The sequence below is a fragment of the Micromonospora sp. LH3U1 genome, assembly GCF_028475105.1.
Taxonomy (GTDB): Bacteria; Actinomycetota; Actinomycetes; order Mycobacteriales; family Micromonosporaceae; genus Micromonospora.
In genome coordinates this window covers 6,515,773-6,542,529 of the sequence record NZ_CP116936.1, presented here as the reverse complement: position 1 = coordinate 6,542,529, position 26,757 = coordinate 6,515,773, and the positions used below count along the sequence as shown (strand labels likewise).

26 protein-coding genes and 1 pseudogene are annotated in these 26,757 nt (G+C 70.8%); 10 read left to right on the top strand and 17 right to left on the bottom strand.

The genetic code is table 11. The features are described 5' to 3' along the window. Positions 1-4: 4 nt before the first annotated feature. The 3 genes from PCA76_RS30030 (at position 5) to PCA76_RS30020 (ending at position 2,289) form a co-directional block, all read left to right on the top strand. On the top strand, positions 5-742 hold the full coding sequence (locus tag PCA76_RS30030) for an alanyl-tRNA editing protein (protein ID WP_272613776.1): 738 nt from the start codon (positions 5-7) through the stop codon (positions 740-742). A 4-nt stretch (positions 743-746) separates the two neighbouring features. Next, complete coding sequence (locus PCA76_RS30025; protein WP_272613775.1) at positions 747-1,286, top strand: DUF1697 domain-containing protein; 540 nt, start codon at positions 747-749, stop codon at positions 1,284-1,286. 88 nt (positions 1,287-1,374) lie between these two features. Next, complete coding sequence (locus tag PCA76_RS30020) at positions 1,375-2,289, top strand: SDR family oxidoreductase (RefSeq protein WP_272613773.1); 915 nt, start codon at positions 1,375-1,377, stop codon at positions 2,287-2,289. Here PCA76_RS30020 and PCA76_RS30015 read toward each other — a convergent pair. The 5 genes from PCA76_RS30015 to PCA76_RS29995 are packed head-to-tail and all read right to left on the bottom strand — an operon-like array spanning position 2,280 to position 6,846. Next, entirely contained in the window at positions 2,280-3,248 is a 969-nt protein-coding gene (locus PCA76_RS30015; RefSeq protein ID WP_272613771.1) for a helix-turn-helix transcriptional regulator, read from the bottom strand. The genes PCA76_RS30020 and PCA76_RS30015 overlap by 10 nt on opposite strands. 24 nt (positions 3,249-3,272) lie before the next feature. Next, complete coding sequence (locus tag PCA76_RS30010; protein WP_272613770.1) at positions 3,273-3,914, bottom strand: response regulator; 642 nt, start codon at positions 3,912-3,914, stop codon at positions 3,273-3,275. Continuing rightward, positions 3,911-5,179 carry a sensor histidine kinase gene (locus PCA76_RS30005; protein ID WP_272613768.1) on the bottom strand — a complete coding sequence of 423 codons (1,269 nt, stop codon included), beginning with the start codon at positions 5,177-5,179 and terminating at the stop codon, positions 3,911-3,913. The genes PCA76_RS30010 and PCA76_RS30005 overlap by 4 nt, the downstream gene beginning before the upstream one ends. Before the next feature lie 11 nt (positions 5,180-5,190). Next, a complete protein-coding gene (locus PCA76_RS30000) occupies positions 5,191-5,925 on the bottom strand; it encodes an ABC transporter permease (protein WP_272613767.1) in 735 nt (244 codons plus the stop codon). Between the two features lie 12 nt (positions 5,926-5,937). Then, positions 5,938-6,846 (bottom strand): ABC transporter ATP-binding protein, encoded by a 909-nt coding sequence (locus tag PCA76_RS29995; protein WP_272613765.1) that lies wholly within the window; start codon positions 6,844-6,846, stop codon positions 5,938-5,940. A gap of 198 nt (positions 6,847-7,044) precedes the next feature. Here PCA76_RS29995 and PCA76_RS29990 point away from each other — a divergent pair, with 198 nt between their 5' ends. Together PCA76_RS29990 and PCA76_RS29985 are read left to right on the top strand one after the other, a co-directional pair. Beyond that, positions 7,045-7,836 (top strand): EI24 domain-containing protein, encoded by a 792-nt coding sequence (locus tag PCA76_RS29990; protein ID WP_272613764.1) that lies wholly within the window; start codon positions 7,045-7,047, stop codon positions 7,834-7,836. 1 nt (position 7,837) lies between these two features. Further along, positions 7,838-8,353 carry an O-acetyl-ADP-ribose deacetylase gene (locus tag PCA76_RS29985; protein WP_272613763.1) on the top strand — a complete coding sequence of 172 codons (516 nt, stop codon included), beginning with the start codon at positions 7,838-7,840 and terminating at the stop codon, positions 8,351-8,353. Positions 8,354-8,379: 26 nt separating this feature from the next. On the opposite strand, the gene PCA76_RS29980 is transcribed toward PCA76_RS29985, so the two are convergent. The 8 genes and pseudogenes from PCA76_RS29980 to PCA76_RS29945 all read right to left on the bottom strand — a co-directional run bounded on the left by PCA76_RS29980 (position 8,380) and on the right by PCA76_RS29945 (position 16,422). Beyond that, positions 8,380-9,276: a GNAT family N-acetyltransferase gene (locus PCA76_RS29980; protein ID WP_272613761.1), complete on the bottom strand. Its 897-nt coding sequence runs from the start codon at positions 9,274-9,276 to the stop codon at positions 8,380-8,382. After that, a pseudogene (locus PCA76_RS29975) lies at positions 9,277-9,691 on the bottom strand (RidA family protein). Between the two features lie 179 nt (positions 9,692-9,870). Further along, entirely contained in the window at positions 9,871-10,878 is a 1,008-nt protein-coding gene (locus PCA76_RS29970) for a LacI family DNA-binding transcriptional regulator (RefSeq protein WP_272613760.1), read from the bottom strand. 19 nt (positions 10,879-10,897) lie between these two features. Further along, a complete protein-coding gene (locus PCA76_RS29965) occupies positions 10,898-12,277 on the bottom strand; it encodes a GH1 family beta-glucosidase (RefSeq protein ID WP_272613759.1) in 1,380 nt (459 codons plus the stop codon). Further along, on the bottom strand, positions 12,274-13,107 hold the full coding sequence (locus PCA76_RS29960) for a carbohydrate ABC transporter permease (protein WP_272613758.1): 834 nt from the start codon (positions 13,105-13,107) through the stop codon (positions 12,274-12,276). The genes PCA76_RS29965 and PCA76_RS29960 overlap by 4 nt, the downstream gene beginning before the upstream one ends. After that, the gene (locus tag PCA76_RS29955) at positions 13,104-14,102 is read right to left on the bottom strand and encodes a carbohydrate ABC transporter permease (RefSeq protein ID WP_272613757.1); all 999 of its coding nucleotides are present in this window, start codon (positions 14,100-14,102) and stop codon (positions 13,104-13,106) included. The genes PCA76_RS29960 and PCA76_RS29955 overlap by 4 nt, the downstream gene beginning before the upstream one ends. 70 nt (positions 14,103-14,172) lie before the next feature. Then, positions 14,173-15,480 (bottom strand): ABC transporter substrate-binding protein, encoded by a 1,308-nt coding sequence (locus PCA76_RS29950; protein ID WP_272613756.1) that lies wholly within the window; start codon positions 15,478-15,480, stop codon positions 14,173-14,175. A 183-nt stretch (positions 15,481-15,663) separates the two neighbouring features. Further along, a complete protein-coding gene (locus PCA76_RS29945; protein ID WP_272613755.1) occupies positions 15,664-16,422 on the bottom strand; it encodes a maleylpyruvate isomerase family mycothiol-dependent enzyme in 759 nt (252 codons plus the stop codon). Positions 16,423-16,535: 113 nt separating this feature from the next. Between PCA76_RS29945 and PCA76_RS29940 the strand changes: the two genes are divergently transcribed. Next, positions 16,536-17,582: a UDP-N-acetylmuramate dehydrogenase gene (locus PCA76_RS29940; protein ID WP_272619727.1), complete on the top strand. Its 1,047-nt coding sequence runs from the start codon at positions 16,536-16,538 to the stop codon at positions 17,580-17,582. A 107-nt stretch (positions 17,583-17,689) separates the two neighbouring features. Here the strand turns inward: PCA76_RS29940 and PCA76_RS29935 are convergent, their stop codons facing one another. Next, a complete protein-coding gene (locus tag PCA76_RS29935; protein WP_272613754.1) occupies positions 17,690-18,478 on the bottom strand; it encodes a class I SAM-dependent methyltransferase in 789 nt (262 codons plus the stop codon). Between the two features lie 22 nt (positions 18,479-18,500). Continuing rightward, complete coding sequence (locus PCA76_RS29930; protein WP_272613753.1) at positions 18,501-19,265, bottom strand: SDR family oxidoreductase; 765 nt, start codon at positions 19,263-19,265, stop codon at positions 18,501-18,503. Positions 19,266-19,469: 204 nt separating this feature from the next. Between PCA76_RS29930 and mshA the strand changes: the two genes are divergently transcribed. From mshA to PCA76_RS32920, 3 genes are all read left to right on the top strand, one after another. Beyond that, entirely contained in the window at positions 19,470-20,834 is a 1,365-nt protein-coding gene (gene mshA, locus PCA76_RS29925; protein WP_272613752.1) for a D-inositol-3-phosphate glycosyltransferase, read from the top strand. Positions 20,835-20,891: 57 nt separating this feature from the next. After that, positions 20,892-21,407: a YbjN domain-containing protein gene (locus PCA76_RS29920; protein WP_272613751.1), complete on the top strand. Its 516-nt coding sequence runs from the start codon at positions 20,892-20,894 to the stop codon at positions 21,405-21,407. A gap of 335 nt (positions 21,408-21,742) precedes the next feature. Further along, positions 21,743-22,651: a hypothetical protein gene (locus PCA76_RS32920; RefSeq protein ID WP_442930287.1), complete on the top strand. Its 909-nt coding sequence runs from the start codon at positions 21,743-21,745 to the stop codon at positions 22,649-22,651. Positions 22,652-23,126: 475 nt separating this feature from the next. On the opposite strand, the gene PCA76_RS29905 is transcribed toward PCA76_RS32920, so the two are convergent. Together PCA76_RS29905 and PCA76_RS29900 are read right to left on the bottom strand one after the other, a co-directional pair. Continuing rightward, positions 23,127-24,422 (bottom strand): MFS transporter, encoded by a 1,296-nt coding sequence (locus PCA76_RS29905; protein WP_272613747.1) that lies wholly within the window; start codon positions 24,420-24,422, stop codon positions 23,127-23,129. A 74-nt stretch (positions 24,423-24,496) separates the two neighbouring features. Next, complete coding sequence (locus tag PCA76_RS29900) at positions 24,497-25,780, bottom strand: MDR family MFS transporter (protein WP_272613746.1); 1,284 nt, start codon at positions 25,778-25,780, stop codon at positions 24,497-24,499. Positions 25,781-25,932: 152 nt separating this feature from the next. On the opposite strand from PCA76_RS29900, the gene PCA76_RS29895 reads away from it, so the two are divergent. Beyond that, a complete protein-coding gene (locus tag PCA76_RS29895) occupies positions 25,933-26,700 on the top strand; it encodes a phosphoglyceromutase (RefSeq protein WP_272613745.1) in 768 nt (255 codons plus the stop codon). Positions 26,701-26,757: the final 57 nt, after the last annotated feature.

Sequence of the window (26,757 nt, the reverse complement as noted above, 5' to 3'; positions counted from 1 at the left end):
TGTCATGGGCGTCACACAGCACGGCCGTACGCAGCGTCTCGACCTTGCCGACCCGACCCTGCGCGAGTGGACCTGCACGGTCCTGCATGCCGACCCGGAGCAGGGCATCGTGTTGGACCGGTCAGCGTTCTACCCGGGTGGCGGGGGTCAACCGCCGGACCACGGCGTGCTGCTCTGGCAGGGCGTGCAGACCCGGATCGTCGGCACCCGCAAGGGCGACGACCCATACCTGATTCCCGCCGAGGGTGACCCGCTGCCGCCGGTCGGCACCGAGGTCGTCGGTGCGGTGGAGGACGAGCGCCGCACCCGGCTGATGCGTACGCACTCCGGGCTGCACGTGCTCTGCGGAGTGGTGTTCCGCGACTTCGGCGCGCTCGTGACCGGCAACTCCATGGAGCCGGGCGAGGCCCGGATGGACTTCAACCTCCCCGAGGTGCCGGCCGACTTCAAGAGCCGGATCGAGGAACTGGTCAACGCCGAGGTCGCCGCCGACCGGTCGGTCGCCGTGCGGGTGTTGCCGCGCACCGAGGCACTGGCCCTGCCGGACATCATCCGCACCCAGTCCAACCTCATCCCGCCGGACGAGCAGGAGGTCCGGATCGTCGACATCGTCGGGCTGGACGTGCAGGCCGACGGTGGCACCCACGTCGCCTCCACCGCCCAGATCGGCAAGGTGCAGGTGGTCAAGGTGGAGAGCAAGGGCCGGGCCAACCGCCGGGTCCGCGTCAGACTGGTCGACTGAGGGGATGGTCCGGGGCCGTTACGCGGTGTTTCTCGGTGGCATCAACCTCGGCAGGGCTCGCCGGGTTGCCATGGCCGACCTGCGGACGCTGCTCACCGAGGAGGGGTACGACAACGTCGGCACGCTACTGCAGAGCGGCAACGTCGTGCTGGACGCCGACCGGCTGCCGGCCGAGCTGGGAACGGCCATCGAGCAGGCGATTGAGAAGCGTTTCGGATTTCCGGTGGGGGTGATTCTCCGTAGCCGCGATGAGCTGGCCCGGGTGGTGGCGAAGAACCCCCTCGCCGGGGTGGCTGACGACGGCTCGAAGTACGTCGTGGTGTTCCTGGCTCGGCCGCTCGACAGGCCGCTTGAGGACGAGCTGGCCGGCGCCGAACTCGGCGCGGACCGGTACGCCGTCGACGGCACCGAAATGTACATCTGGTGCCCGGGCGGGCTGCGGGACAGCCCGTTGATGAGGACCCTGGGCAAGATCAAGGGTGGTCCGCCAAGCACGGTGCGCAACTGGAACACGGTGGAAAAGCTCGTCGCCATGATGCGGTGAGCTGCTTTCACCCCGTGACATCCAGGTCGCCAGCCCGGTCCGGAAATTCGGACGGCGGTTGTCAGGTATTCCTGACAACGTCGCAGGCATGACGCAACCGCTGACAGGAAAGATCGCGCTTGTCGCCGGCGCTACCCGAGGTGCCGGGAGGCAGATCGCCGTTCAGCTCGGCGCGGCCGGGGCCACCGTTTATGCCACCGGTCGCAGCACCCGGGCTGGCCGCTCCGAGATGGACCGGCCGGAGACCATCGAGGAGACCGCCGAGCAGGTCACCGCGGCCGGCGGCACGGGCATCGCCGTTCAGGTCGACCACCTGGTGCCCGAGCAGGTCCGCGACCTGGTCGCCCGGATCGACGCCGAGCAGGGCCAACTCGACGTGTTGGTCAACGACATCTGGGGCGGCGACCCACTTGTCACCTGGGAGAAGCCGGTCTGGGAGCAGCCGTTGGACGCGGGTTTCCGCACCCTGCGACTGGCGATCGACACGCACATCATCACCAGCCACTTCGCCCTGCCGCTGCTGATCCGTAAGCCCGGTGGCCTCGTGGTGGAGATGGGCGACGGCACCAAGGCGTACAACGACGACAACTACCGGCTCTCGATCTTCTACGACCTGGCCAAGGTCTCGGTCAACCGGCTCGCCTTCAGCCAGGCGCACGAGCTGAAGCCGCACGGTTGCACCGCCGTGGCACTCACCCCCGGCTGGATCCGCTCCGAGGCGATGCTGGAGCACTTCGGCGTGACCGAGGAAAACTGGCGCGACGGCGCGGCCACCGACCCGAACTTCCTCATCTCGGAGACCCCAACGTTCGTCGGCCGCGCGGTGGCGGCGCTCGCCGCCGACACAGAAAAGGCCCGCTGGAGCGGCAGGTCCGTCGACGCCGGCACGTTGTCCAAGGTGTACGGGTTCACCGACGTCGACGGCAGCCAGCCCGAGGGCTTCCGGTACATCGTCGAGGTGGTCGACGCGGGCAAGCCGGCCGACGTCACCGGCTACCGGTAGAGCACGCTGAGGCGGTCGGCCGCCTCGACGAACAACCGGCGCAGCTCGGGTGGACCGAGGACCTCCACCTCGGGGCCGAGCCCCAGCAGCTGGTGGTACGCCACCTGGACGGACTCGACGGGCAGCCGGGCCACCACCCAGCCCTGCCCGTCGGGTGCTCCGGCGGCGGCCACCACTTCGTCGTACACGAAGGGGGCGTCCACCAGGTGCCGGAGCTGGCGCAGGCCGGCCGGGCTGAGCCGGACGGCGACCTCGGCCCGCAGCATGGTCCGCAGGAACGCACCGGCCTGCTCGCGCCAGTGCCCGGCCAGGTCGAAACCCTCGTCGCGGTCGAAGTGCTCCTCGCCCACCTCGACGCCGGTGACCCGGTCCACCCGGTAGGTGCGGGCGTCGTCGCCGACCCGGCCAACGAGATACCAGACCCCACTCTTGAGGACCAGCCCGTACGGCTGGACCCGGCGGGTCACCTCCCGTTCGCCGCGTCGGTAGCGCAGCTCCACCACCCGGTCCGCCCAGACCGCCCGGGCCAGCTCGGCGAGTCGGGGTGGCGGCGCGGTCTCCCGGAACCAGCCCGGCACGTCCAGGTGGAACCGCTGCCCAGCGCGGGCCGGGGCGTCGCGCAGGGCCGGCGGCAGCGCGGCGAGCACCTTCAGTTCGGCGGCGGCGACCGCGTCGGTGAGCCCCATGTCGCCGGCCGGTCCGGGTAGCCCGGCGAGGAACAGCGCCTCCGCCTCGTCCCGGGTCAGCCCGGTGAGTCGGGTGCGGTAGCCGCCGAGCAGGCGGTAGCCACCGGCCCGACCCCGATCGGCGTAGACCGGCACACCGGCGGCGGAGAGCGCCAACACGTCCCGGTAGACGGTCCGCTCGGAGACCTCCAGCTCCCGCGCCAGCTCGCCCGCAGTCATCGACCCGCGCGTCTGCAACAGCAACAACAGCGAGATCAATCGGGACGCGCGCACCCGCCCATCCTGCCCGGCCCCCACTCACCGCCCGCCGGGGGTCAGCAACCCCCTGTCGTACGCGGTGGCCACCGCGGCGGCCCGGTCGTTGACCCCGAGCTTGGCGTACACGTGCAGCAGGTGCGTCTTGACGGTGGCCTCGCTGATGAACAGCCGAGCCGCCGCCTCCCGGTTGGAGGCACCACGGGCCACCAGGGTGAGCACCTCCAACTCACGCTGGCTGAGCGGCTCCTCGACCGGTGCACGCAGCCGGCCCATCAGCCGGCCGGCGACACTCGGCGCGAGCACCGACTCGCCCCGGGCGGCGGCCCGTACCGCGCGGACCAGCTCCTCGCGGGGAGTGTCCTTGAGCAGGTAGCCGGTGGCACCAGCCTCGATCGCGGGCAGCACGTCGGCGTCCGTGTCGTACGTGGTGAGCACCAGCACCCGAGCGGTGCTGCCGGAGCGGGCCAGCCTGCCGATGGCGGTCACCCCGTTCATGCCGGGCATCCGCAGATCCATCAGCACCACGTCCGGCTGCACCGTCGTGACCAGGGCCAACGCCTCCGAGCCGTCCGCGGCCTCGCCGACCACCTCGAACCCGGGGTCGCCGGTGAACATCCCCCGCAACCCGTCGCGTACCACCGGATGGTCGTCGACGATCAGCAGCCGTATCGGGGCGGTCAACCGGCACCTCCCGGCAGCGCGGGGACGGACGCGGAAATGGCGGTGCCACCGCCCAGCTCGGATTCGACGGCCAACTCGCCACCGACCCGGGTCACCCGCTGCCGCATCGCGGTCAGCCCGTACCCGCCGCCCGGCTCGCGGGGCGTCGGCTGCCCGGTGACGTCGAAGCCCGTCCCGTCGTCACGGACATCGAGGGTGACCACGTCCGTCATGTACGACAGGGTCAGCCCGACCCGTGACGCGGCGGCATGCCGGGCCACGTTGGCCAGCGCCTCCTGGGCGGCCCGCAGCAGGGTCACCTCGACCTCCGGGTGCAGGGGGCGGGGCGTACCGGTGGTGGCGACCTCGGCCCGTACCCCGTTCAGGGCCGACCAGCGCCCGCCCAGCTCGACGAGGGCATCCGGTAGCCGGGCCGTCTCCAACGTCTCCGGGCGAACGGCCCGCACCGAGCGGCGGGCCTCGGTGAGGCTCTCCCGGGCCAGCGCGAGCGCGTTGTCGACGTGCCGCCGCCAGTCGGCGGAGCGGTCGCGGGTCTGCTCGGCCGCCTCCAGTTGGGTGATGATCCCGGTCAACCCCTGGGCCAGGGTGTCGTGGATCTCCCGCGCCATCCGTTGGCGCTCGTCCAGCACGCCGGCCTCCCGTGCCTGGGTGAGCAGTTGGGCGTGCAGCCCGGCGTTCTCCCGTACCGTCTCGGTGAGTTGTCGGTTGGTGGCGCCTAGCTCCGCCACCAACCGCTTACGTTTGGCGTCCTCCTGTTCGGCGACAAGGCCGAACCAGGTCAGCCCGCCGGCCGCCACCAGGTTGAAGAGCACCAGCACCAGCCAGAGCGGCCAGTGCGACATCGCGATTTTCGGGCCGCCGCCCTGCGAGGTGGCGACGAGGACGGCCGTGGTGACCACCCCGGTGACCCGCCAGCGCGCCGGTAGCACCGGGAAGGCGTGTAAGTAACCGATCCAGGCGAAGAAGCCATACCACGGACTGGCGGCCACCATCGCGGCGGCGAACGTGAGCAGCCCGGCGTAGTAGACCGCCATCAGTCGGCGTCGACTCTGCCAACCGGGGTGCAGAGTGATGAACCAGGCAACCCAGCACCCGGCCGCCACGGCGACGGCCAGAGTGGGTATCGGCGCGAGGCTTCCGGGTGCCGGTGCGACGACCGCCAGCACGGTGCCCACGGCCAGCCCGGCGTAGGGCAGCACCCGATAGAGACTTGCCTCCCGCGCCCGCCAGGCGACCAACCGCTCGGACCCACCGCTGCTGCTCATCGGATCCCTGCTCACTCCCAGCGGAACAGTTTCGCCGCGCCGGCGCCGGCCGCCACGGCGATCGCCGCCATTATCCCCAGGTGCAGCGGCTGCGGTGCGGTGCCGGTCCAGGCGTCGAGTAGCGCCTGCACTCCGGGCGGCGTGTAGTCGCCGATCCGCGCCACGAAGTCCGGGAGCAGGAACCGGGGTAGGTAGACCCCGCCGAAGAACATGGTGACCAGGAACAGCGGCACCGCCAGGGCCTGGGCGGCCTTCGCCGTCCTGGCTACGGCGGCGACCAGCAGGCCGAGCGCCAGCAGCGCCGCCGTACCGAGCACGAACGCCACGGTGAAGCCGAGCGGGTGCCGGGGGAGTGGCACCCCGAAAGCCAGCCGCGCGACGACGATGAGCAGCAGCGCGCTGGCGAGGATCCCGGCCAGGGCCAGCACCAGTTGGGCGGCGAGCAGAGCCGCCGGATGCGCCGGGGTGGTCGCCAGCCGGCGCAGCACGCCACGCTCCCGGTAGGTGGCCAACACGGCGGGCAGGGTGTTCACCCCGACCATGGCGAGCGTGACCACCAGCAGCGACGGGGCGAAGTAACTGACGAAGGTCTGCCCGTCGAAGGTCGGATCCGGCTTGCGGAGCGAGGGGACCAGCCCGAGCACCACCAGGATCAGGGTGGGCAGCCCGACGGTGAGGAGCAGCGTCGGCAGGTCCCGCAGGTAGAGCCGCGCCTCGATCCTCAGGATCTGGCGAAAGGCGTGCATGCTGGTTCCCTCTCAGGTGGCGGGCCGGTGCCCGGTCAGCTCGACGAAGGCGTCGTCGAGGGTGGACTGCTCCAGCCGCAGGTCGGCGGCGACGATCTGGTTGCGGGCGAGCACCGAGGTGACCGCGTGCAGCAACTCGCCAGTGCCGGTCACCACCACCTGGCTGCCGGTGCGCTGAACGGCGGAGACCTCGGGGAGGTCGGTGAGGAGTTGGTCGTCGACCGGGGCGGACGGCCGGAACCGGACCCGCTGCTCCGGAGCCACCGTCGACACCAGGCCCGCCGGGCTGTCCAGGGCAACGACCCGTCCCCGGTCGATCACCGCAACCCGGTCGCAGAGCCGCTCGGCCTCCTCCATGAAGTGGGTGACCAGCACGATCGTCACTCCGCTGTCGCGCACCTGCTCGATGAGGCCCCAGGTGTCCCGCCGGGCCTGCGGGTCCAGCCCGGTGGTCAGCTCGTCGAGGATCGCGATCTCCGGGTTGCCGACCAGGGCCAACGCGATGGAGAGTCGCTGCTTCTGACCGCCGGAGAGTTTCTTGTACGGGGTGTTCCGCTTCTCGCCGAGGCCCAGCTTCTCAATCAACCCGGCCGGATCGGCCGGGTTGCGGTAGAACGACGCGTACAGCTCCAGCGCCTCCGCCACCCGGAGCCGGTCCGGCAGTTGGCTCTCCTGGAGTTGCACCCCGACCCGCTGCCGGAGCTGGGCCGCGTCCCCGCGGGGGTCGATCCCGAGGACCGACACCCCGCCCCCGTCGGGGACGCGCAGCCCGGCGACACACTCCACGGTGGTGGTCTTGCCGGCACCGTTCGGGCCGAGGACCCCGAAGATCTCCCCGGCCTCCACCGTGAACGACACGTCGTCCACCGCCACCAGATCGCCGTACCGTTTCTTCAGGTGGGTCACCTCGATGACCGGCATCGTGCCGCCTTCCGCCGCTGGCTTCGTACCCCCTCAAGGGTTGTCGGGGTGACCCGGCGGCGAATCGACTGGTCGGCGATGATCACCGCCGTCCCCGGTGGATGACTCCCGTCCATCAACCGGTTGATGTGTCCGGCGAGCGTCCCTGCTAGCGCTCTGCCCGGCGGATTCGACGACCGCTCGCTAGGCTGCTCGGTCGTGGACGTCAGCAGAATCGCCAGCCCGGTGACCGGGGTCGTCGGACGCTTCTTCGCCGGGGCGGGGCTGCTCCTGCGCGGGCTGGGCCTCTACGTCCGCAGCCCGGGGTTGATGCTGCTCGGCGTCGTGCCGGCGTTGATCTCCGGCGCGCTCTTCGTGGCCGCGCTCGCCACCCTCGTGTACTTCGTGGACGACCTCGCCGCGCTGGTCACCCCGTTCGCCGACGACTGGTCGAGCACCACGCGCAGCCTGGTCCGGGTGATCGCCGGGCTGGCCTTCCTGGGGGTTGGTGGCCTGCTCGGAGTGCTCACCTTCACCGCGGTCACCCTGGTCATCGGCGACCCGTTCTACGAGAAGATCTCCGAGCAGGTCGAGCAGCGGTACGGCGGCACGCCGGGCGCGGTGGACGTGCCCTTCTGGTCGTCGTTGCGCCGCAGCCTCGCCGACTCGGTACGGCTGGTGGCGCTCACGGCGCTGGTCGGCATCCCCCTCTTCCTCGCCGGCTTCATCCCGGTGGTCGGCCAGACGGTCGTCCCGGTGATCGGGGCGGCGGTGGGTGGCTGGTTCCTCGCCGTGGAGTTGGTCGGGGCCCCGTTCTACCGGCGCGGAATGCGGCTGCCGCAGCGCCGCACCATCCTGAAGGCCGACCGACCCGCCGCGCTCGGCTTCGGGGTGGCCGTCTTCCTCTGCTTCCTCATCCCGCTCGGCGCGGTGCTGATCATGCCGGCGGCGGTCGCCGGCGCCACTCTGCTGGCCCGCCGATCACTCGGCCAGTCGATCGAGAAGGACTGACATGGAGATCAACCTGGTCGAGGGGGACATCACCACCCAGCAGGTCGACGCCATCGTGAACGCCGCCAACTCGTCCCTGCTCGGTGGCGGCGGGGTCGACGGCGCCATCCACCGGCGCGGCGGGCCAGCCATCCTGGCCGAGTGCCGGGCGCTTCGGGCATCCCGCTACGGCAGAGGTCTGCCCACTGGCCAGGCGGTGGCGACCACCGCGGGGGAACTGTCGGCCCGCTGGGTGATCCACACCGTCGGGCCGGTCTGGTCCGCCAGCGAAGACCGGTCGGCGCTGCTGCGCGACTGCTACGCCAACAGTCTTCGCGTGGCCGACGATCTGGGCGTGACCACTGTGGCCTTTCCGCTGATCTCCGCCGGCATCTACGGCTGGCCGATCGACGACGCGGTCCGGCAGGCCCTGACGGTGCTGCGCTCGGCCGCGCCGGTGAACGTCACCGAGGTCCGTCTGGTCCTCTTCGGGGCGGAGACCCTCGCCACTGCACGCCGGGTCTTCGACGCCGCCTGACCAACATCTCCCTCGGCCTCGGCTGATCAGGTCAGCTCGGCCAGGCAGGACCACTGGGATGCCACCGGGCGGTAGCCCAGCCGGGCGTTGATCGCCAGCATCGGCGCGTTCTCCTCGTCGTTCGAGGTGTACGCAATGCGCACGCCGTTGGCGGCAGCCCGGTGCAGCGCCGCCGTCTTGGCCAGCCGGGCCAGCCCTCGACCCCGGTACGACGGGACAGTGCCGGTGTAGTCCGACCACATCCGGTCCCCGTCCCGCTTGACCAGACTGAAGGCCGCCACCTCCCCGTCGACCTCGACGGCGGTGCTGGCCGTCTTGTCCAGGCCGAGGTTGTCCCACACGTCGTACTGCCAGGTCTCGTAGCTGACGGCGTCGACCGGTACGTCGCCCGGTTCGTCGGCGGCCGCGGCCACGTCCGCCGCGTACAGGAGGTACGGGTCCAGGTCGGCAATCGGGCGCAGCCGTACGCCCGGCGGCGGCTCGGGCAGCGCGGGGGCTGGATTGAGGTCGAGCGCCGAGTACCGCAGCTCTCGGCTGGGTTCGAAGCCGTGCTGACGGGCGAACGGTAGCCCTTCCGGCTGCGCGAAGGCGCGGAGCCGGCGGATCCCCAGCGGGGCGAGGTGACCTGTCGCGGTCGTCAGCAGCGCGGTGCCGATCCCGCGCCGCCGGTGCTCCGGGTGCACGTGCAGCAGGGAGATGTCACCAAAGTCAGCCGTCGAGGTCGAACCGTTGCGTTGCGCGGTCACCCAACCCACGACCTGGGCGTCGAACTCGGCCACGAAGGCGGCCCAGTCCTCTCCCGGAACCGGCTCGGCGATCATCTTCCGGGTCGACTCGACACCACGCACCAGGTACGGGAAGACCATCGCCCGCAGTGCCACCACGGCTGGGGCATCGTCGGGACGCGCCACACGGATCCGCATTCAGGCCGCCATCCGGATGGCGGCGACGGCCTCGACCTCGACGAGTTGGTCGGGATAGCCGAGCACGGTCACCCCGAGCAGGGTGCTGGGCGGGTCGTGGTCGCCGAAGAAGTCCCGCACCACCTCCCAGACGGTCACCAGGTCCTTCTGCTGCGACGACGCCACATAAACGGTGGTCTTGACGACGTCGGTGGGGGTGGCGCCGGCCGCCGCGAGGGCAATCTTCAGGTTCGTCATCACCTGCCGGGGCCTGCGCGGCGTGGTCACCCGGCGCGACGGTGCGTCCCTCGGCGTCCAGCGGGCAGGCGCCGGCGGTGTACACCAGCCGAGCGGGTGACTCGACGGTGGCCGCGTACGCGTACTCGGCGATGTCGGACAGAACGGGGACGTGCAGCAACGCGACAGGATCCGGCATGTCGGCGAGGCTAACGACGATCGTCCGCCGCAGCGACGCATTAACCCCGCGCCCGCCCGCGCGCGACGGCTCAGCAGACAGCAACTTCAGGGTTATAGGGGCCTCCGGGCGTCGTGAGACCCCTATAACCCTGAAGTTGTGCGGATCTTGCGCCGGGCGCGGCGGGCACCGCGCGCGGGTCAGGCCGAGTCGCGCAGGATCAGCTCGGTCGGGAGCATGACCGCCTGCTCGATGGTCTCGCCGGCGGCCAGCCGGAGCAGCTGCCGGGTCATCCGCCGGCCGATCTCCACGATGGGCTGCCGGACGGTGGTCAGCGGCGGTTCGGTGTACGCGGCGGTCTCGATGTCGTCGAAGCCGACCACCGCGACGTCCTCCGGCACCCGCCGACCGGCCTCGCGCAGCGTTCGCATGGCGGCGTGCGCCATCAGGTCGGAGGCGGCGAAGACGGCGTCCAGGTCGGGATGCTCGGTGAGCAGCCAGTGCATCGCCGCCGCCCCGGATTCCCGGGTGAAGTCGCCGATTGCGACCAGCTCGGGCAGCCCGGCCCCGGCCACCGTGTCGCGGTAGCCGGCGAGTCGTTCGATCCCCGCCACCATGTCCTGTGGCCCGGCGATGCTGGCAATTCGCCGGCGACCGCTGTCGATCAGGTGCCGTACGGCCGCCGTCACCCCGCCGACGTGGTCGACGTCCACGTACGGCACGGGCACGTCGCCGAGCGGCCGGCCGCTGCACACCACCGGGATGCCGAGGCGGGCCAGCGTGCCGGGCAGCGGGTCGGCGCCGTGCAGCGAGGCGAACAGCACCCCGTCCACGTGGCGGCCGGTGGTGAACCGCTCGACCCGGTGATGCCCGGCTGGCGAACCGGCGAGCATCAGCACCAACTGCTTGTCGGCCGCCTCCAACTCCTGGCTGACGCCACGGATGATGCCGGGAAAGACCTGGTCGTCGGAGAAGACCCGGGTGGCCGCCTCCGGCATGACCAGAGCGATCGAGTCGGTGCGCTGGGTGACCAGGCTGCGGGCGGCGAGGTTGGGTACGTACCCCAGTTCGGCGACCGCCCGGGTGACTGCCTCCCGGATCGGCTCGGCGACGGTGGTGGAGCCGTTGACCACACGGGACACGGTTGCCCGGGACACCCCGGCCCGCGCCGCTACCGCTTCGAGCGTCGGCCGCTGCGCCGTCGTCATCGCGCCTTCCCCCCGCTCGTCACAGCCCGTTCCGGGAGATCACCTCCTGGTACCACCGGGCGCTGGCCTTCGGTGTACGCCGCTGGGTCAGGTAGTCGACGTGCACGATCCCGAACCGCTTGCGGTAACCCTCCGCCCACTCGAAGTTGTCCAGGAATGACCATACGAGATAACCACGCAGGTCCACGCCCCGGGAGATCGCCTCGTGCGCCGCACGGAGGTGCCCGTCGAGGTAGGCGATGCGATCGGCATCGATCACCTGCGCTGGCCCGTCGGGCGAGTCGGCGCCCGCCTTGTCGGGGAATGCCGCACCGTTCTCGGTGATCAGCAGCGGCACCCCGGGGTAGTCGGTGGCGATCCGCTCCAGCAGCCGGGTCAGCCCGGCCGGCTCGATCATCCAGCCCATGTCGGTGAGTGGCCCGGCCGGCGGCAGGAAGTGCACCGCCCCTTCGGTGCCCGGGTACGCGGCGTTGCCGGCACCGTCAGGCCGACCTGCGACATAGCTGGGGGCGTAGTAGTTGATCCCGAGCAGGTCGATCGGGGCGGCGATCAGCTTCTCATCGCCGTCCCGGATGAACGTCGGCTCGACGATGCGTGCCACATGCTCGCGGACGTCGTCCGGGTAGCCGCCGGCCAACAGCGGGTCGAGGAAGATCCGGTTGTGCAGGCCGTCGACCAGGCGGACCGCGGCGGCGTCGGCCGCGCTCTGCGGGTCGGCAGGGCGCACGTCGGCCGGGTTGACGGTGACGCCCACGCTGCGCGCGCCGGCCGCCCGCAACGCCCGCGCCGCCAGGCCGTGCCCCAGCAGCAGATGGTGTACGGCGGTGAAGGCCGCTGCCGGATCCTGCTCGCCCGGGGCGTGCACCCCGTTTCCGTAACCGAGGTAGGCCGAGCACCACGGCTCGTTGAGCGTGGTCCACACGTCCACCCGGTCGCCGAGTCGGGCGTACACGGCCGTGGCGTAGGTGGCGAAGTGTTCGGCGGTGTCGCGGTTGGTCCAGCCGCCACGGTCACCCAGGGCCTGGGGCAGGTCCCAGTGGTAGAGGGTGACGATCGGGTCGATGCCCCGAGCCAGCAGTGTGTCGGTGAGCCGGTCGTAGAAGTCCAGCCCCCGTGGGTTGGCCGGGCCGGTGCCGTCCGGCTGGATCCGCGGCCAGGCGACCGAGAACCGGTACGCCCGCAGCCCCAACTCGGCCATCAGCTCCACGTCGTCGGCGTACCGGTGGTAGTGGTCGCAGGCGACGTCGCCGGTGTGGCCCTGGTACACCTTGCCCGGCGTGCGGCTAAAGATGTCCCAGATGGACGGACCGCGACCGTCGTCGCGGGCCGCACCCTCGATCTGGTACGCGGCGGTGGCCGCCCCCCAGAGGAAATGCTCGGGAAAACGGATCTCATTCACGCCTTGACCGCACCTTCCATGATCCCGCCGATGATCTGCCGGCCGAACAACACGAAGACCAGTAGCAGGGGCAGCGTCGCGATGGCTGTCCCGGTGAACACCTGCGACATGTCCTGGTAGTACCCGTCCGACAGCGCCCGCAGGGAGAGCTGCACGGTGGGATTCGCCGGATCGTTCAGCACAGCGTACGGCCACAGGAAGTCGTTCCAGGTGGTCATGAACGTGAGCAGACCGAGCACTGCGGCGGCCGGGCGCAGCGCGGGCACCACCACGTGCCACCAGATCCGGGCGGTGCCGCAGCCGTCCATCCGGGCGGCCTCGATCAGTTCGTCACTGATGGCCTGTCCGGCGTACTGCCGCATCATGAACACCCCGAACCCGGTGACCAGCACCGGGACGATCACCGCGGGCAGTCGGTCGTTCCACTGCAGCCGGGTCATCAGCAGGTAGAGCGGGATCACGCCGAGCTGGGTCGGCACCATCATGGTCGCGATGATCACCAGCAGGAGCGCGTTGCGGCCGCGGAACCGCAGCTTCGCGAAGGCGAACCCGGCCAGGCTGGAGAAGAACACCACGGAGACGGTCACCGTGGTGGCCACGATGACCGAGTTGATCAGGCCGGTCAAGAAGTACGCGTCGGCGTTGTCGAACAGCCGGGAGATGTTCGCGCCCAGGTTGCCGCCGGGGGTGATCGGGGGCGGCAGTTGGCCCATCGCGTCGTTGGTGCGGCTGGCGACGACGACCATCCACCAGATCGGGAAGATCGACAGGCCGGCGGCGAACACCAGGGCCAGGTAGGTGAGCGGGCTGGCCCGCCAGAGCCGGCTCATCGGTTGACTCCCTTCCGGGCACCCGGGCGCGGTCGGCCGCCCATTCGGCGCAGGAGTAGCACGTTGACCGCCGCGACGACTGCGATGAGCGCGAAGAGCAGCCAGGCCACCGCCGAGCCGTACCCGAAGTTGTAGTGCGGCGCGAACGCGTTCTCGAACATGTACATGGTCAGGGTCTGCGACTCACGCAGCGGCCCGCCCCGGATCGGGTTGGTGCCGGAGTGGAACATCCGAGGCTCGGTGAAGAGCTGCAACCCGCCGATGGTGGCGATGATGGTGCAGAAGATGATCGTCGGTTTGAGCAGCGGCACGGTGATCGACCAGAACTGCCGGGCCCGGTTGGCGCCGTCGATCGCCGCGGCCTCGTACAGGTCGCGGGGGATGGCCTGCATCGCGGCCAGGAGGATCAGCGCGTTGTAGCCGGTCCACCGCCAGTCGACCATGGCGGAGATGGCCACCCAGGAGGCGACCCGGTTGGATTTCCACTCGATCGCGTCCATCCCGACCAGGTCGAGCAGCCAGTTGACCATGCCGAACTCGCGGCCGAAGAGCACCCCGAAGACGATCGCCACGGCGGCGGTGGAGGTGACGTTCGGGACGAGCACGGCCATCCGCCAGCCGGTACGGGCCCGTAGCCCTCGGTTCAGCAGGTTGGCCAGCCACAGCGCGGCGAGCAACTGCGGGACGGTCGAGATCACGAAGATGCCCAGCGTGTTGACCAGCGCGTGCCAGAAGTCGGTGTCGGCGAGCAGCCGGGTGTAGTTCTCCGCCCCGACGAACGGGTGGTCGGTGCCGAGCAGGTCCCAGTCGTGCAGGGACACCCAGAAGGTGTACGCCAGCGGGTAGACCCCGAAGACCGCGAAGAGCAGGAAGAACGGGGCGATGTAGAGGTACGGCGAGTAGCGGGTGTCGAGCCGGCTGAGCCGACCCGCGAATCGGCGTTGGTTGCCGGCCGGGGGTGCGACCGGCGGGCGGGCGTCGAGCTGGACGGTCATGCCCGGGAACTCCTTTCGCCGTGCGGGCGGGACTCCGGTGACCGGGGGCCCGCCCGCACGCTCGTTCGGGCTACTTGGCGGCGGCCTTCTTGGCGTTGGTCACCGCGTCCGTCCAGCCCTGCCCGGGGTTGCGCTGGCCCAGTTCCACGGTCCGCACGGCGTTCTCCACCTCGGTGCGGACGGCCTGGTTCTTGGGGCCCATGTAGACCGGCTTGAGGCTCTTCGCGCCGGTGCCGAAGATCGTCCCGACCGGCGCTCCGGAGAAGTACGCGTTGGTCGCGCCGGTGATCGCCGGGTCGTCGAGCGCCTGCGGCGAGGAGGGCAGCGGACCCTTGGCCTTGAACGCGCCGATCTGGCCCTTGGCGCTGGTCAGGAACTTGGCCAGCTCGATCGCCTCGGCCTGGTGCTTGCTCTGCTTCGGCACGGCGAGGTGCGAGCCGCCCCAGTTGCCGCCGTTGCCGGGCACCTGGGCGATGTCCCACTTGCCCTGGGCGGTCGGGCCCGCGTTCGCCTCGATGACCCCGGTCATCCAGGCGGGGCAGGCGATGGTGGCGAACTTCGACTGCTTGAAGGCGGACACCCACTCCTCGGACCAGGAGCCGTACTTTCCGGAGAGGCCCGAGTCGATGATGTCCATGGTGGTGTCCCACGACTGCCGTACGGCCGGGTTGCTGTCGACGACGACGTTGCCGTTGGTGTCGTAGTAGCTGTAGCCGGTGGTGTTGCCGGCGGTCTGCAGCAGGATCGTGTTGAACGTGTTGGTGGCCGCGTCGAGGAAGGACGCACCCGTCTTGGCCGCGACGAACTTTTCGCCGGTGGCGATGTAGTCCTGCCAGGTCGGCCAGAGCTTCGAGACCTCGTCGCGCTCGGTGGGCAGGCCGGCCTTTTCGAAGAGGTCCTTGCGGTAGCACATGGCGATGCCGCCGACGTCGGTGCCGAGGCCGATGAGCTGCTTGCCGTCGGCGGTCAGGCCGGCGTTCCACTTCCACTCGAGGAAGTTGCCCTTGAGGTCGGCGGCGCCGTGGTCCAGCAGGTTGACGAAGTTGCCGGGGTTGGCCTTGTACTCGACCAGGAGGCCCTCCTCGATGGCCACGACGTCGCCGGCGCCCCGGCCGGCGGCGAGCCACTGGGTCAGCTTCGGCGAGTACTCGTCGAGATTGGTGCCGGTGCCGCGCTCGACGATCTTCACGTTCGGATTCGCGGTCATGTACTCCTGGTAGAGCTGCTCGTAGCCGAACTGGCCGAAGACGTCGACGGTCAGGGTGACCTTCCCGTCACCGCCCTGCTCGTCGTCACCGCCGCAGCCAGCGGTGACGAGCAGGGCGGCGACGGCGGTGAGGGCCACCGCGGCGAGGCGGCGGCGCGGGAAGACAGCCATGGGTATCGACCTCTCTCAAGGCGGGTGGGTGGTGGCAGATGGTCAAGAGAGCGCTCTCACGACAGGGTGGTGGGCGCTCCACGCCCTGTCAAGAGAGCGCTCTCTTTGATATCCCGACGTGACCCACGACGTGTTCGAGGGCGCCCCCCGTCAATGGGTGACGCCCTCGTCGAAGAGGCCCGCTCAGTCGGGGCGCAGACCGTCCAGCAGGCCGCGGTCGCCGGCGACATCCAGCGTCTCGAAGCTCACCCGACCCCAGAGCGCCAGCAGCAGGTCGCTCGCCGTGCCGCTGACCTGCGCCCGAGCATGGTGGTCGTCGTGGTCGAAGATGGTCGCGGTGTCGAGCAGCGCCACCCCCTCGCCGCGCAGCCGCAGATACCACTCCTGGGCCGCGTCGCTTGCGGAAAGCTGCACCACCCCGTGCCAGTCGCCCGGCACGTGCCGCCGACCCGCCGGCAGCCAGGTGTCCAGAACCTCGCTCACCCCGTCGGCCGCGAGCTTCGCCTCGACCGGGTCACCGGCCCCGATGGCGAGCTGGGCGTCCCAGCGGTGCACCGCCGTCTCGTGAGCCATCCGACGCGGCCAGAAGCCGGCCTTCTTCGGCTGCGGCGCCCAGTTCCACGCCGGTGCCTCCGGGTCGAGCCCGTCGAAGACGGTCAACAGCCGGTCGTACCCCTGCTGCCAGAGCTGGAGCGGGCTCACACCCGGGTCCGCCTCGAGCGGCTCGCGGCGGGCCGGCTGCGCGGTCACGCCGGAGCCGACGAACGACGACACCCAGTGATAGATGCCAGCGAGGTGCAGTGTCAGGTCGTTGACCGTCCAGCCCGGACAGGACAGCACCGGTGTCTCCGGCGGCGCCTCAGCCACCGCCGCCGCGAAAGCCGGACCCTCCGTCCGGAGCGCCCCGATCCAAAAATCCTTGCTGCCCTGCAGTCTGCTCATCGCCATCCTCCCGGGGTGCCGGGCGACCAGTGGGTGCCACGGCTATTACTCAGCCTAAGGTGAAGGGCGTGCCAGACGCCTCCGCCCAGCCGACAACCGACGCCGATCGTGCCATCCCTGGTCCACTGGCCAGCTACACCACTCTGCGCATGGGTGGGCCGGCCGAGCGGATCGTGGCTGCGGGCAGCGCCGACGAGATCGTCCGAGCCGTCCGAGCCGTCCGGGCCGCCGACGAGCCGGTCCTGATCCTGGCCGGCGGCAGCAACGTGGTGATCGGCGATTCCGGCTTCCCCGGCACCGTCGTCCTGGTGCGCTCCCGGGGCCTGCGCGTCGTCGCGGAGGACGCCGGGTCGGTCACCGTACGGGTCGAGGCCGGCGAGCCGTGGGACGACCTGGTCGCCGCCACGATCGCGAACGGCTGGGCCGGGCTGGAGTGCCTCTCCGGCATCCCCGGCTCGACCGGCGCCACCCCGATCCAGAACGTCGGCGCGTACGGCCAGGAGGTCGCCGAGACGATCACCGGCGTCGAGGTGTACGACCGGGTCGAGGGCACCCGCCAGGTCATCCCCGCCGCCGACTGCGGGTTCGCCTACCGGGGCAGCATCTTCAAGTACGCGGACCGCTGGGTGGTGCTCTCCGTCGACTTCCGGCTCACCCGGTCCCCGCTCTCCGGGCCGGTGCGCTACGCGGAGCTGGCCAGGGCGCTCGGTGTCGAAGTCGGCGACCAGGTGCCGCTGGCGGAGGCCCGAGCGGCGGTGCTGCGGCTGCGTGCGGGCAAGGGCATGGTGCTCGACGCCAACGACCCGGACACTCGCTCGGTCGGCTCCTTCTTCACCAACCCGGTGCTCGACCGGGCGACGTACGAGCTGTTCCTGGAGCGCGCCGCCGAGCTGGGCGACCCGCCCGCCTGGCCCGGGGTCGACGGCATGGTCAAGGTGAGCGCGGCGTGGCTGATCGACAAGGCCGGCTTCACCAGGGGCCACCCCGGCGAGGGCGGAGTCAGCATCTCCAGCAAGCACACCCTGGCCCTCACCAACCACAGCGGCGCAGCCCACACCGCCGACCTGCTGATGCTGGCCCGCGACATCCGTGACACGGTGCACGCCCGCTTCGGCGTGACCCTCCACCCCGAACCCGTCCTCATCAACTGCGCCCTCTAAACCACCCCCACCCCCTGGCTTTCGGCGATCTTGCACTTTCTGCCGGGACATAGCAGTCCTAAAGCCGCAGATCGAGGACCGAAAGTGCAAGATCACGGGGGTTGGGGTTAGGGGAGGGGCCAGGGGAGGGTCAACTCGCCCTGGCGCCAGCGGTTGGGGCCGTTGAGGATGGGCCAGCCGGTCTCGCGTAGACGGGCTACCGCTCTCACCCAGCGTTGGCGGGGGCCGAAGGTGGCGTAGGGGGCGGCGGCCTGCCAGGCGTCGTCCAGCGCACGGATCAGATCGTGCACCGGCTCACCGGGGACGTTGCGGTGGATCAGTGCCTTGGGCAGTCGCTCCGCCAACTCGGCAGGGCTGCCCAGCGTGGTGAGCTTCGCTGCCAGGGTCAGCGTCCGGGGGCCGTCGGCGTCGATCAGCAGCCAGGTGGCGAGCCGCCCCAACTCGTCGCACGTGCCCTCGACGAGTACCCCACCCGGGGCGAGCGCGGTGGTCATCGTCCGCCAGGCGTCGGGCACCTCGCTCTCGTCGTACTGCCGCAGCACATTGAACGCGCGGACCAGCACCGGCCGGAGCCCGGCCAACTCGAACCCGCCACGGGCGAACGTCAGGCCAGGTGGGTCGGCGGCCGGTGCCGCGGCGGCCACACGGGCCGGGTCGATTTCCAACCCGACCAGCCGTACGTCGGGACGAACCCCCGCCGCCAGCCGAGCGCGCAGTTCGACTGCGGTCACCGGGGTGGCGCCGTAGCCGAGGTCGACCACCAACGGGTCGGCCGCCGCCAACAGCCGGTCGGCGCAGGTGGCGACGATCCAGTTGTCCACCCGACGGAGCCGGTTCGGGTTGGTCGTGCCCCGGGTGACCACGCCGAGCGGCCGATGCCGCGCCGCACCGCTCATGCCGCCCTCCCTGTCGACGACCTCAGGAGACCCGGTGCACCTTGTGCTGGGCTGCCTGCGCCCGCGGCCGGACCACCAGGCGGTCGACGTTGACGTGTTCGGGGCGGGTGGCGCACCAGGCGATGCAGTCGGCGACGTCCTCGGCGACCAACGGATCGGGCACCCCGGCGTAGACGGCGGCGGCCCGTTCCGCGTCGCCCTCGAAGCGGACCAGCCCGAACTCGTCGGTCTTCACCATGCCCGGGTCGATCTCGATCACCCGCAGCGGTCGGCCGCACAACTCCAGACGGAGTGTGCCGGCGATGGCGGTCTGTGCGTGCTTCGCCGCGGTGTAGCCGCCCCCGCCTTCGTACACGGTCAGGCCGGCGGTGGAGGAGACCACCACGATGGTGCCGGAGCCGGACGCCTCCAGCGCCGGCAGCAGCGCCTGAGTGACCCGCAGCGTGCCGAGCACGTTGACGTCGTACATCCACTGCCAGTCGGCGACCGAGCCGGACTCCACCGGGTCCAGCCCACGCGCTCCGCCGGCGTTGTTGACCAGCAGGGTGACCGGTCCGGGTGCCTGGGCGGCGGCCTCGGCCAGCCCGGCCACCGACTCGTCCGAGGTGATGTCGCAGGTCACCGCGGTGGCCTGCCCGCCAGCGGCGGTGATCTCGGCAACCAGGTCGGCGAGCCGTTCGGCGCGGCGGGCGGCGGCGAGCACGTGGAAGCCCTCGGCGGCGAGTCGGCGGGCCGTGGCCGCGCCGATCCCGCTGGACGCTCCGGTGACGATGGCGATGGCGGTCATCCCGACATTGTCACCCCGGCCGCAGGACCCGCCCCGACCGGGCGTGGGGGCCCATTGACGGGCGTGCGGTGATGAGGTCCGTCACCCCGCGGGGCCGCGCCGGGGAATTTCCAAAGCCCGATGGGGAAGATGACATCCGGCGTACAGGTTGACCGAGAAGCGCCGGTCGTGCGAGACGGCATTAACCGTGGCAAAGGAGCGGACGTGGCGGAAATGCACACCGGTGTCGGACGTCAGCGAGGTGCCCAACCGTGGCCCCGCCCTCGCCGCATCGCCACCCTGTCGGTGCACACCTCCCCCCTGCATCAGCCGGGCACGGGCGACGCCGGCGGAATGAACGTCTACATCCTCGAGGTCGCCCGGCGACTCGCGGAGGCCAACGTCGAGGTGGAGATCTTCACCCGGGCCACCTCCGGTGACCTGCCCCCGGTGGTCGAGATGGCACCTGGCGTGCAGGTCCGGCACATCACCTCCGGCCCTCTGGAGGGCCTCACCAAGGAGGAGTTGCCCGGCCAGCTCTGCGCCTTCACCGCCGGGGTGCTGCGGGCCGAGGCGTCCCGCCCGCCCGGGCACTACGACCTGATCCACTCCCACTACTGGCTCTCCGGCCAGGTGGGCTGGCTGGCCAAGGAGCGTTGGGGGGTGCCGCTGGTGCACACCGCGCACACCCTGGCGAAGGTCAAGAACGCCCAGCTCGCGGCCGGCGACCGGCCAGAGCCCAAGGCCCGGGTGATCGGTGAGGAACAGGTGGTCGCCGAGGCGGACCGGCTGGTCGCCAACACCCGGGTCGAGGCCACCGACCTCCTTGACCGGTACGACGCCGACCCGACCCGGGTCTCCGTCGTGCAGCCTGGCGTCGACCTGGACCGGTTCCGGCCCGCGCCGGGCGACCGGTCCGCGGCCGCCCGCGAGGCTCGCCGCAGGCTGGGGCTGCCGACCGACGGGTACGTCGTCGCCTTCGTCGGTCGGATCCAGCCGCTCAAGGCGCCCGACGTGTTGATCCGCGCGGTCGCCGCCTTGCGGGAGCGCGACCCGGCGCTGGCCGACCAGGTGACCGTGGTGATCTGTGGCGGGCCCAGTGGCAGTGGGCTGGACCGACCGACCGCGCTGATCGAGCTGGCCGCCCGGCTCGGGGTCACCGACGGGGTGCGGTTCCTGCCGCCGCTCACCGGTGACGACCTGCCGGCCCTGTACCGGGCCGCCGATCTGGTCGCGGTGCCGTCGCACAACGAATCGTTCGGGCTGGTCGCCCTGGAGGCACAGGCCTGCGGTACGCCGGTGCTGGCCGCCGCCGTCGGAGGTCTGGTCACCGCCGTTCGGGATCAGGTGAGCGGCGTACTGATCGACGGGCACGACCCAGTCGACTGGGCCCGCGCGCTGGGCCGTCTGCTGCCGGACCAGGCCCTCCGGGCGGTGCTGGCCCGTGGCGCCGAGCAGCACGCGCGGCACTTCTCCTGGGACCGTACGGTCGCCGGTCTGCTCGGTGTGTACGGCGAGGCGATCGCCGGGCACCGTGCCCGGCTCGCGGCGGACCTGGTGGCCGACCCTGCGCTCTCCTGCTCCTGGTGACCGGGGGCGTCGGTCGCCAACCGGTGCGTCGGCCGGGTCGGTCGTAGAGTGGGTCCGGTGAGCCCGAAGAGCGATCTTGCGACCCTGATCGAGTCGGTCTGTGCCGAGCGTGACCTGGTGTGGGAGTCGACCGGCCCCGACTCGTATGCGGTGACCCTGCCGGGCACCCACAAGCTCAAGACGGTCTGCAACCTGATCGTCGGTGAGCACGCGCTGCGGGTCGAGGCGTTCGTGATGCGTCAGCCGGACGAACGCCGTGAGGAGCTGTGGGCCTGGCTGTTGCAGCGCAACGCCCGGATGTACGGGGTCTCCTTCTCCACCGACGCGGTCGGCGACGTGTACCTGACCGGGCGGGTCAATCCGGCCGGCGTCGACGCCGACGAGTTGGACCGGTTGTTCGGTGCCGTGCTCACGTACGCCGACGAGTCGTTCGACACGATGTTGGAGATCGGCTTCGGCAGCTCGATCCGGCGCGAGTACGAGTGGCGGGTCAAGCGTGGCGAGTCGACCGCCAACCTGGCTGCGTTCGCCCATCTCTTCGAGCCCTCCGGCTCCGGCCCCGACCCGGCCTGACCGCTCAGCCCTGACCTGGTCTGTCGCAGGTGGTTCGGAGTGCTCCTGACGGGTATGCCGCACCGCGCGGTGCGGCAAGGGACCCCCGCGCGCCGAAGACGGAGTGTCAAGGAGCGGAGCGTCCCATGGCTCAGCGGAACAGCTCAGGTCGCGGCGCAACTGCGACCAGGACCAAGCGACAGGCCGGCAACCAGACGCCGGGTACCCCTGGAGTCTCCGAGTCGGAGATCTCCCGAATGCGGGTGGACGACATCCGCGGACAACTACGCAAACGCGGGGTCTCCGGGATCTCCGCGCTGCGCAAGCCTGACCTGGTGAAACAGTTGGTGCGTTCGATGCGGTCCGGCGCGGGTCGGAGCAGCACCGGCCCATCGGGCCGGGCCGCCGGCACCAGGGCGTCGGCGGGTCGTGCCGCCGCCACCAAGAAGTCGGCGGCCAGGGCGGCGCCGAGCCGCGCGAAGGCCGCGCCGGCGAACAAGAGCGCACCCGCGAAGCGGGCCGCCGCGAAGAAGACGACTGCCGTGCGTAAGTCGACGGCGGCAAAGAAGACAACGGCGGCGAAGAAGACGACACCGGCGGCGACGTCGACAGCTGCGCGTAAGACGACAGCTGCCCGTAAGTCGACAGCCGCGCGTAAGTCGACAGCCGCGCGTAAGACGACGGCTGCCCGTAAGACAGCGACGGCCCGGACGGCGCCTGCGCGGAAGGCACCGGCGAAGAAGGCGCCGGCGCGGCCGGCGGCCAAGCGCGCTGCGCCTGCCAAGCGCACCACGGCCAAGCGCGCGGCGCCTACCAAGCGCACCACGGCCAAGCGCGCGGCGCCTGCCAAGCGGACGGCGCCCCGGTCGACCGGGGGGAGCACGGCTGCCGGTGGGATCCGGACCGGACGGGGCACTGGGCGGTCGGTCAGCAGCTCCCAGGTAATCTCGTCGATCATGGACCGGCCGGAGCGGCCGGGACGGAGCCTGATCACCACGAATCATGAGGTGATCCAGCGCTGGGCCCGAGAGCGCGGAGCGAAGCCGGCGACCATCGCTGGCACCGAGCGGGACGGCAGGGCGGGTGTGTTGACCTTCAACATCCCCGGATACCGGGAAAGTAGCCGGATCCGTGAGATCACCTGGGATGAGTGGTTCTACACCTTTGACCTGCGCCGGCTGAACCTGATTTATCAGGAACAGATGCGCGACGGCCGGCAGAGCAACTTCTTCCGGACCGAGTCACCGGATCGGGAAGACGGTTGAGGTGTTTGCGGGAATGGCTGACGGGTACGCCGCTGTTGCCAAAGATCGAGGCCCGAGCAGCGGATACTCGCCAGTTGTGACCGGCGGAACAGCCGTTCTAGGTTGAATTCAGAATCCGGGCGAACTAGCTTTATTGCACCGCGCCACGCTTGGAAACGTTCGGGGGAGCGGCGGATCGATCAGATCCGCGCACCAGGCGAGGCGCGAGGGGACGGGTGGATTAACCGTTGGGGGACGGTTCCCACCTGTTTGGACCGGCGGCGTGAGCGGGCGATGCTTACGGGGGTGAGTGTTGCCCGCCGCCGCCGGCCCCACCGGCGGGCGCCCACCACGACCTTAGGGACGTGGTGGGCGCTTTGCGTGGACGGTGGGGCGCAAGGCGACCAATGTGCGCAAAGGGCATGCACGAATAGGCCTCGGGCCGGCACGCCTCTGCGCGTGTGTGGGTGGTCATTCGGGTGCCCGGATTGGCGGGTTACGCGGCTGGCACGCGTTCCACAGGCGTTGTCGACTCCCGGCTGGCGGCCCGGCGCAGCGCGGCGACGTGCCGCTCCCGGGATGGCCCGGCAAGTAGATGCCCGAGCGCGGCCAGCAGGCCCAGCCCGGCCACGATCAACCAGTGCCGGTCGCCGAGGTGCTGCAGGCTCACCCCGCCGAGAGTGGGAGCGACGAAGGCGGCGGCCGGGAACGTCAGGTAGAAGACGGACTGGTACCGCGCCCGTAGCTGCGGCGGTGCCAGGTCGGCGTTGATCTGCGCGTTCGGCGGGGCGGCGAGCATCGAGCCGACCGTCCAGATCACTGCGGCACCCAGGTAGATGGCCAGCTCGTCGGCGACGGCGAGCGCCCCGAAGCCGAGCGCCAGCAGCGCGGTGGAGGTGGCCAGCACGACGTCCTTGCGGTGCCGATCGATCAGCCGGGGCACGAACAGTTGCCCGACCACGATCAGCGCGCCGCCGAGTGCCACCACCAGCCCGTACGCCGATGGGCCCAGGCCGTCCGCGCGCATGGCCAGCGGCATGATCGTCGAAGTCTGCATGGTGAGCACGGCCAGCACGAAGGTGAGCCCGACGAAGACCAGGAAGGTGCGGTCGGTGAGCGCGGTGTGCAGTCCTGGTCGGCGGGGCCGGACGGACCTCGACGCCGGGCGGGTGGCGTGCGGGAGTTCGGCCGTGGGAGTGGCCAGTCGCAGGGTCTCCGGCACCTTCCAACCGATCACGGCGGCGGCGGTCAGGGTTGCGCCGGCGTCGACCAGGAACAGCGCGGTGAAGCTCGCCTCGGCCAGCACCCCAGCGAGCAGTGAGGCGACCGCCATTCCGAGGTTGAACGCCCAGAACTGGAGGTTGAACGCGCGCGAGCGGCGTTCAGCGGGCACCACGTCGACGATTGCCGCGACGAACGCCGGACCAGGCATCGAGTGGACCACGCCGACCAGCGCGGAGAGCACCGCGATCAGGAGCAGTGGTCGGCTGAAGGCGAGCGCCACCATCAGGCCGGCCGTGACGAGGTGCGCGGCGAGCAGGGTTGCCCGGCGGCCCCACCGGTCGGCAAGCACCCCTCCGAGCAGCGTTCCGGCTGCCCCGCCGGCCCCGTACGCGCCGACCACCGCGCCGGCCAGCCCAACGCTCGCTCCGCGCACGTCGGTGAGGTACAGCGAGAGGAACAGCATGGCGAACGCGCCGGCCCGGTTGATCAGCAGGCCGGCCCAGAGGTACCAGAAGGTGGCGGGGAGCCCGCCTGCGGTGTCGTGCCACCAGCGCCGCAGGGCGTGCACCCGACCTCCCGACAGTTCGGTTTCTTAACTATTTTCCTGCACAGTAGAAAACTCAGGGCGCGCTGCGCCAGTCGTCAGACGACTGCCTCGGCGGGCTGTGACCCTCGGTTGGCGGTGACCGGTGCCAGCGCTTCGCCGGAATGGCGCAGGGCGGTGGCACGGCGCTCCCGGGCCGGCCCCGACACCAGATGGGCCACCGCGGTCAGGGCGCCGAGCACGGCGCATCCGTACCAGAGGGTGTCGTTGCCGGCGTGCTCGCGCACCAGGCCGCCGAGGATCGGCGCGCTAGCCCCGGCGATCTGCCACGAGAGGGAGAACACGCCCTGATAGCGGCCGCGTAGCTCGGCCGGGGAGAGCTCGGCGATCAGCGTGGAGTTGGAGGGCGAGTTCAGCATCTCGCCGACCGTCCAGATCAGCACGGTCAGCCCGTAGAACCAGGCGGTGCCGGCGAACGCGGTCAGCCCGAACCCGACGCCCATCACCACGGATGCCAGCGCGAGCACGTGCGAGCGGCTCCGGCCCCGGATCAGACGGGGTACGAAGAGTTGGCCGACCACGATGAGGACGCCGTTGAGCGCGATCACCGTGCCGTAGGTGGCCGGGCTCAGGCCATCGTCGCCCATGGCGATCGGCAGCATCGAGATGTGCTGGAGGAAGACCAGCGCGGCGAACAGGTTGAGTGCCACGAATCCGAGGTAGACGCGGTCGGTGAGGATCGTGCGCAGGGCGCCGCGCGGGGCCTTCGCGGCGGCAGCGGTGGCGGAACCGGTCTGCCGGGTCTCCGGCACGCGGCTGAAGATGATCAGCGCGGTGATCAGCATGGTGGCGGCATCGACCACGAACAGCAGCAGGTAGTCGGCCTGCGCGGCGAGGCCGGCGAGGACGGCGGCGCAGGCGAAGCCCAGGTTGATCGCCCAGTAGTTGAGCGAGAAGGCACGGAGTCGGTCCTTCGCCGGCACCACGTCGATCATCATCGCCCCGAACGCGGGCCGGGCCGCCTCGGCGAACATGCCGAGCAACAGGGCGCCCAGCGCCACCGCCCAGAGATCCCGGGCAAACCCGAGCGCGAGCATCATGGCGGCCGCGCCGACGTGCGCGGTGAGCAACGTCGGTCGTCGGCCCCACCGGTCCGCGAGGGTGCCGCCGGCGGTGGTGCCGAACGCGCCGCCGACACCCCAGAGGCCGATCACCAGGCCGGCCTGAGAGGCCGAGAAGCCACGTTCCTGGGTCAGGTAGATGGCGAGGAAGACGAGGACGAACGAGCCGAGCCGGTTGATCAGAGTGCCGGACCACAGGTACCAGAAGGTGGTCGGTAGGCCGCCGGTGGTGTCCCGGAACCAACTCCGCATCGTCCGCATATGGCGCCCCGCTTGTAAGTAATGACCGATGTGACTGTCGTGCCTTACAACCCTAGTGGCGGGCGGATCCGCTGGTCACCCGCATTTTCACGTGGTGGTCGTCACGACGGCTGCCCGCGTGTCCACCGGGCGGTTGAGGCAGGATGATCCGCATGACTGCGAGCGAAGGGCCCACCGTCGGGACGCTGGTCCTGCTGCGGCACGGTGAGAGCGACTGGAATGCCAAGAACCTCTTCACCGGCTGGGTGGACGTCGACCTGACCGAGAAGGGCGAGGGCGAGGCGCGGCGCGGCGGCGAGCTGCTGCGCGAGCACAGCCTGCTGCCGGACGTCGTGCACACCAGCGTGATGCGCCGTGCGATCCGCACCGCCGAGCTGGCGCTCAACGCCGCCGACCGGCACTGGATCGCGGTGCGCCGGTCGTGGCGGCTCAACGAGCGGCACTACGGCGCCCTGCAGGGCAAGGACAAGAAGCAGACCCTGGACGAGTACGGCGAGGAGCAGTTCATGCTCTGGCGCCGGTCGTACGACACGCCGCCGCCGCCGATCGACGACAACGACGAGTGGTCGCAGGTCGGTGACCCGCGCTACGCGCTGCTGCCGGCCGAGCTGATGCCGCGTACCGAATGCCTCAAGGACGTCGTCGACCGGATGCTGCCCTACTGGTACGACTCGATCGTGCCGGACATCCTGGCTGGCCGGACGGTGCTGGTGGCCGCGCACGGCAACTCGCTGCGCGCCCTGGTCAAGCACCTCGACCAGATCTCCGACGAGGCGATCGCCAAGCTGAACATCCCGACGGGCATCCCGCTGCGCTACGACCTCGACCCGCAGCTGCGCCCGCTCACTCTGGGCGGCACCTACCTCGACCCGACCGCCGCGAAGGCAGCCGCCGCGGCGGTGGCCAACCAGGGTCGCTGATCAGCAAGGAAGGGCCCCTCGTTGTCGCCAGGCGACAACGAGGGGCCCTTCCTTGTA

Bases quoted from the DNA above. Each gene is read 5' to 3' on its own strand.
- PCA76_RS30030 (WP_272613776.1), top strand. From the start codon at position 5: ATGGGCGTCACACAGCACGGCCGTACGCAGCGTCTCGACCTTGCCGAC.
- PCA76_RS30025 (WP_272613775.1), top strand. From the start codon at position 747: ATGGTCCGGGGCCGTTACGCGGTGTTTCTCGGTGGCATCAACCTCGGC.
- PCA76_RS30020 (WP_272613773.1), top strand. From the start codon at position 1,375: ATGACGCAACCGCTGACAGGAAAGATCGCGCTTGTCGCCGGCGCTACC.
- PCA76_RS30005 (WP_272613768.1), bottom strand. From the start codon at position 5,179: ATGAGCAGCAGCGGTGGGTCCGAGCGGTTGGTCGCCTGGCGGGCGCGG.
- PCA76_RS30000 (WP_272613767.1), bottom strand. From the start codon at position 5,925: ATGCACGCCTTTCGCCAGATCCTGAGGATCGAGGCGCGGCTCTACCTG.
- PCA76_RS29995 (WP_272613765.1), bottom strand. From the start codon at position 6,846: ATGCCGGTCATCGAGGTGACCCACCTGAAGAAACGGTACGGCGATCTG.
- PCA76_RS29985 (WP_272613763.1), top strand. From the start codon at position 7,838: ATGGAGATCAACCTGGTCGAGGGGGACATCACCACCCAGCAGGTCGAC.
- PCA76_RS29980 (WP_272613761.1), bottom strand. From the start codon at position 9,276: ATGCGGATCCGTGTGGCGCGTCCCGACGATGCCCCAGCCGTGGTGGCA.
- PCA76_RS29970 (WP_272613760.1), bottom strand. From the start codon at position 10,878: ATGACGACGGCGCAGCGGCCGACGCTCGAAGCGGTAGCGGCGCGGGCC.
- PCA76_RS29960 (WP_272613758.1), bottom strand. From the start codon at position 13,107: ATGAGCCGGCTCTGGCGGGCCAGCCCGCTCACCTACCTGGCCCTGGTG.
- PCA76_RS29955 (WP_272613757.1), bottom strand. From the start codon at position 14,102: ATGACCGTCCAGCTCGACGCCCGCCCGCCGGTCGCACCCCCGGCCGGC.
- PCA76_RS29950 (WP_272613756.1), bottom strand. From the start codon at position 15,480: ATGGCTGTCTTCCCGCGCCGCCGCCTCGCCGCGGTGGCCCTCACCGCC.
- PCA76_RS29945 (WP_272613755.1), bottom strand. From the start codon at position 16,422: ATGAGCAGACTGCAGGGCAGCAAGGATTTTTGGATCGGGGCGCTCCGG.
- PCA76_RS29935 (WP_272613754.1), bottom strand. From the start codon at position 18,478: ATGAGCGGTGCGGCGCGGCATCGGCCGCTCGGCGTGGTCACCCGGGGC.
- PCA76_RS29930 (WP_272613753.1), bottom strand. From the start codon at position 19,265: ATGACCGCCATCGCCATCGTCACCGGAGCGTCCAGCGGGATCGGCGCG.
- PCA76_RS32920 (WP_442930287.1), top strand. From the start codon at position 21,743: ATGCGGTCCGGCGCGGGTCGGAGCAGCACCGGCCCATCGGGCCGGGCC.
- PCA76_RS29900 (WP_272613746.1), bottom strand. From the start codon at position 25,780: ATGCGGACGATGCGGAGTTGGTTCCGGGACACCACCGGCGGCCTACCG.
- PCA76_RS29895 (WP_272613745.1), top strand. From the start codon at position 25,933: ATGACTGCGAGCGAAGGGCCCACCGTCGGGACGCTGGTCCTGCTGCGG.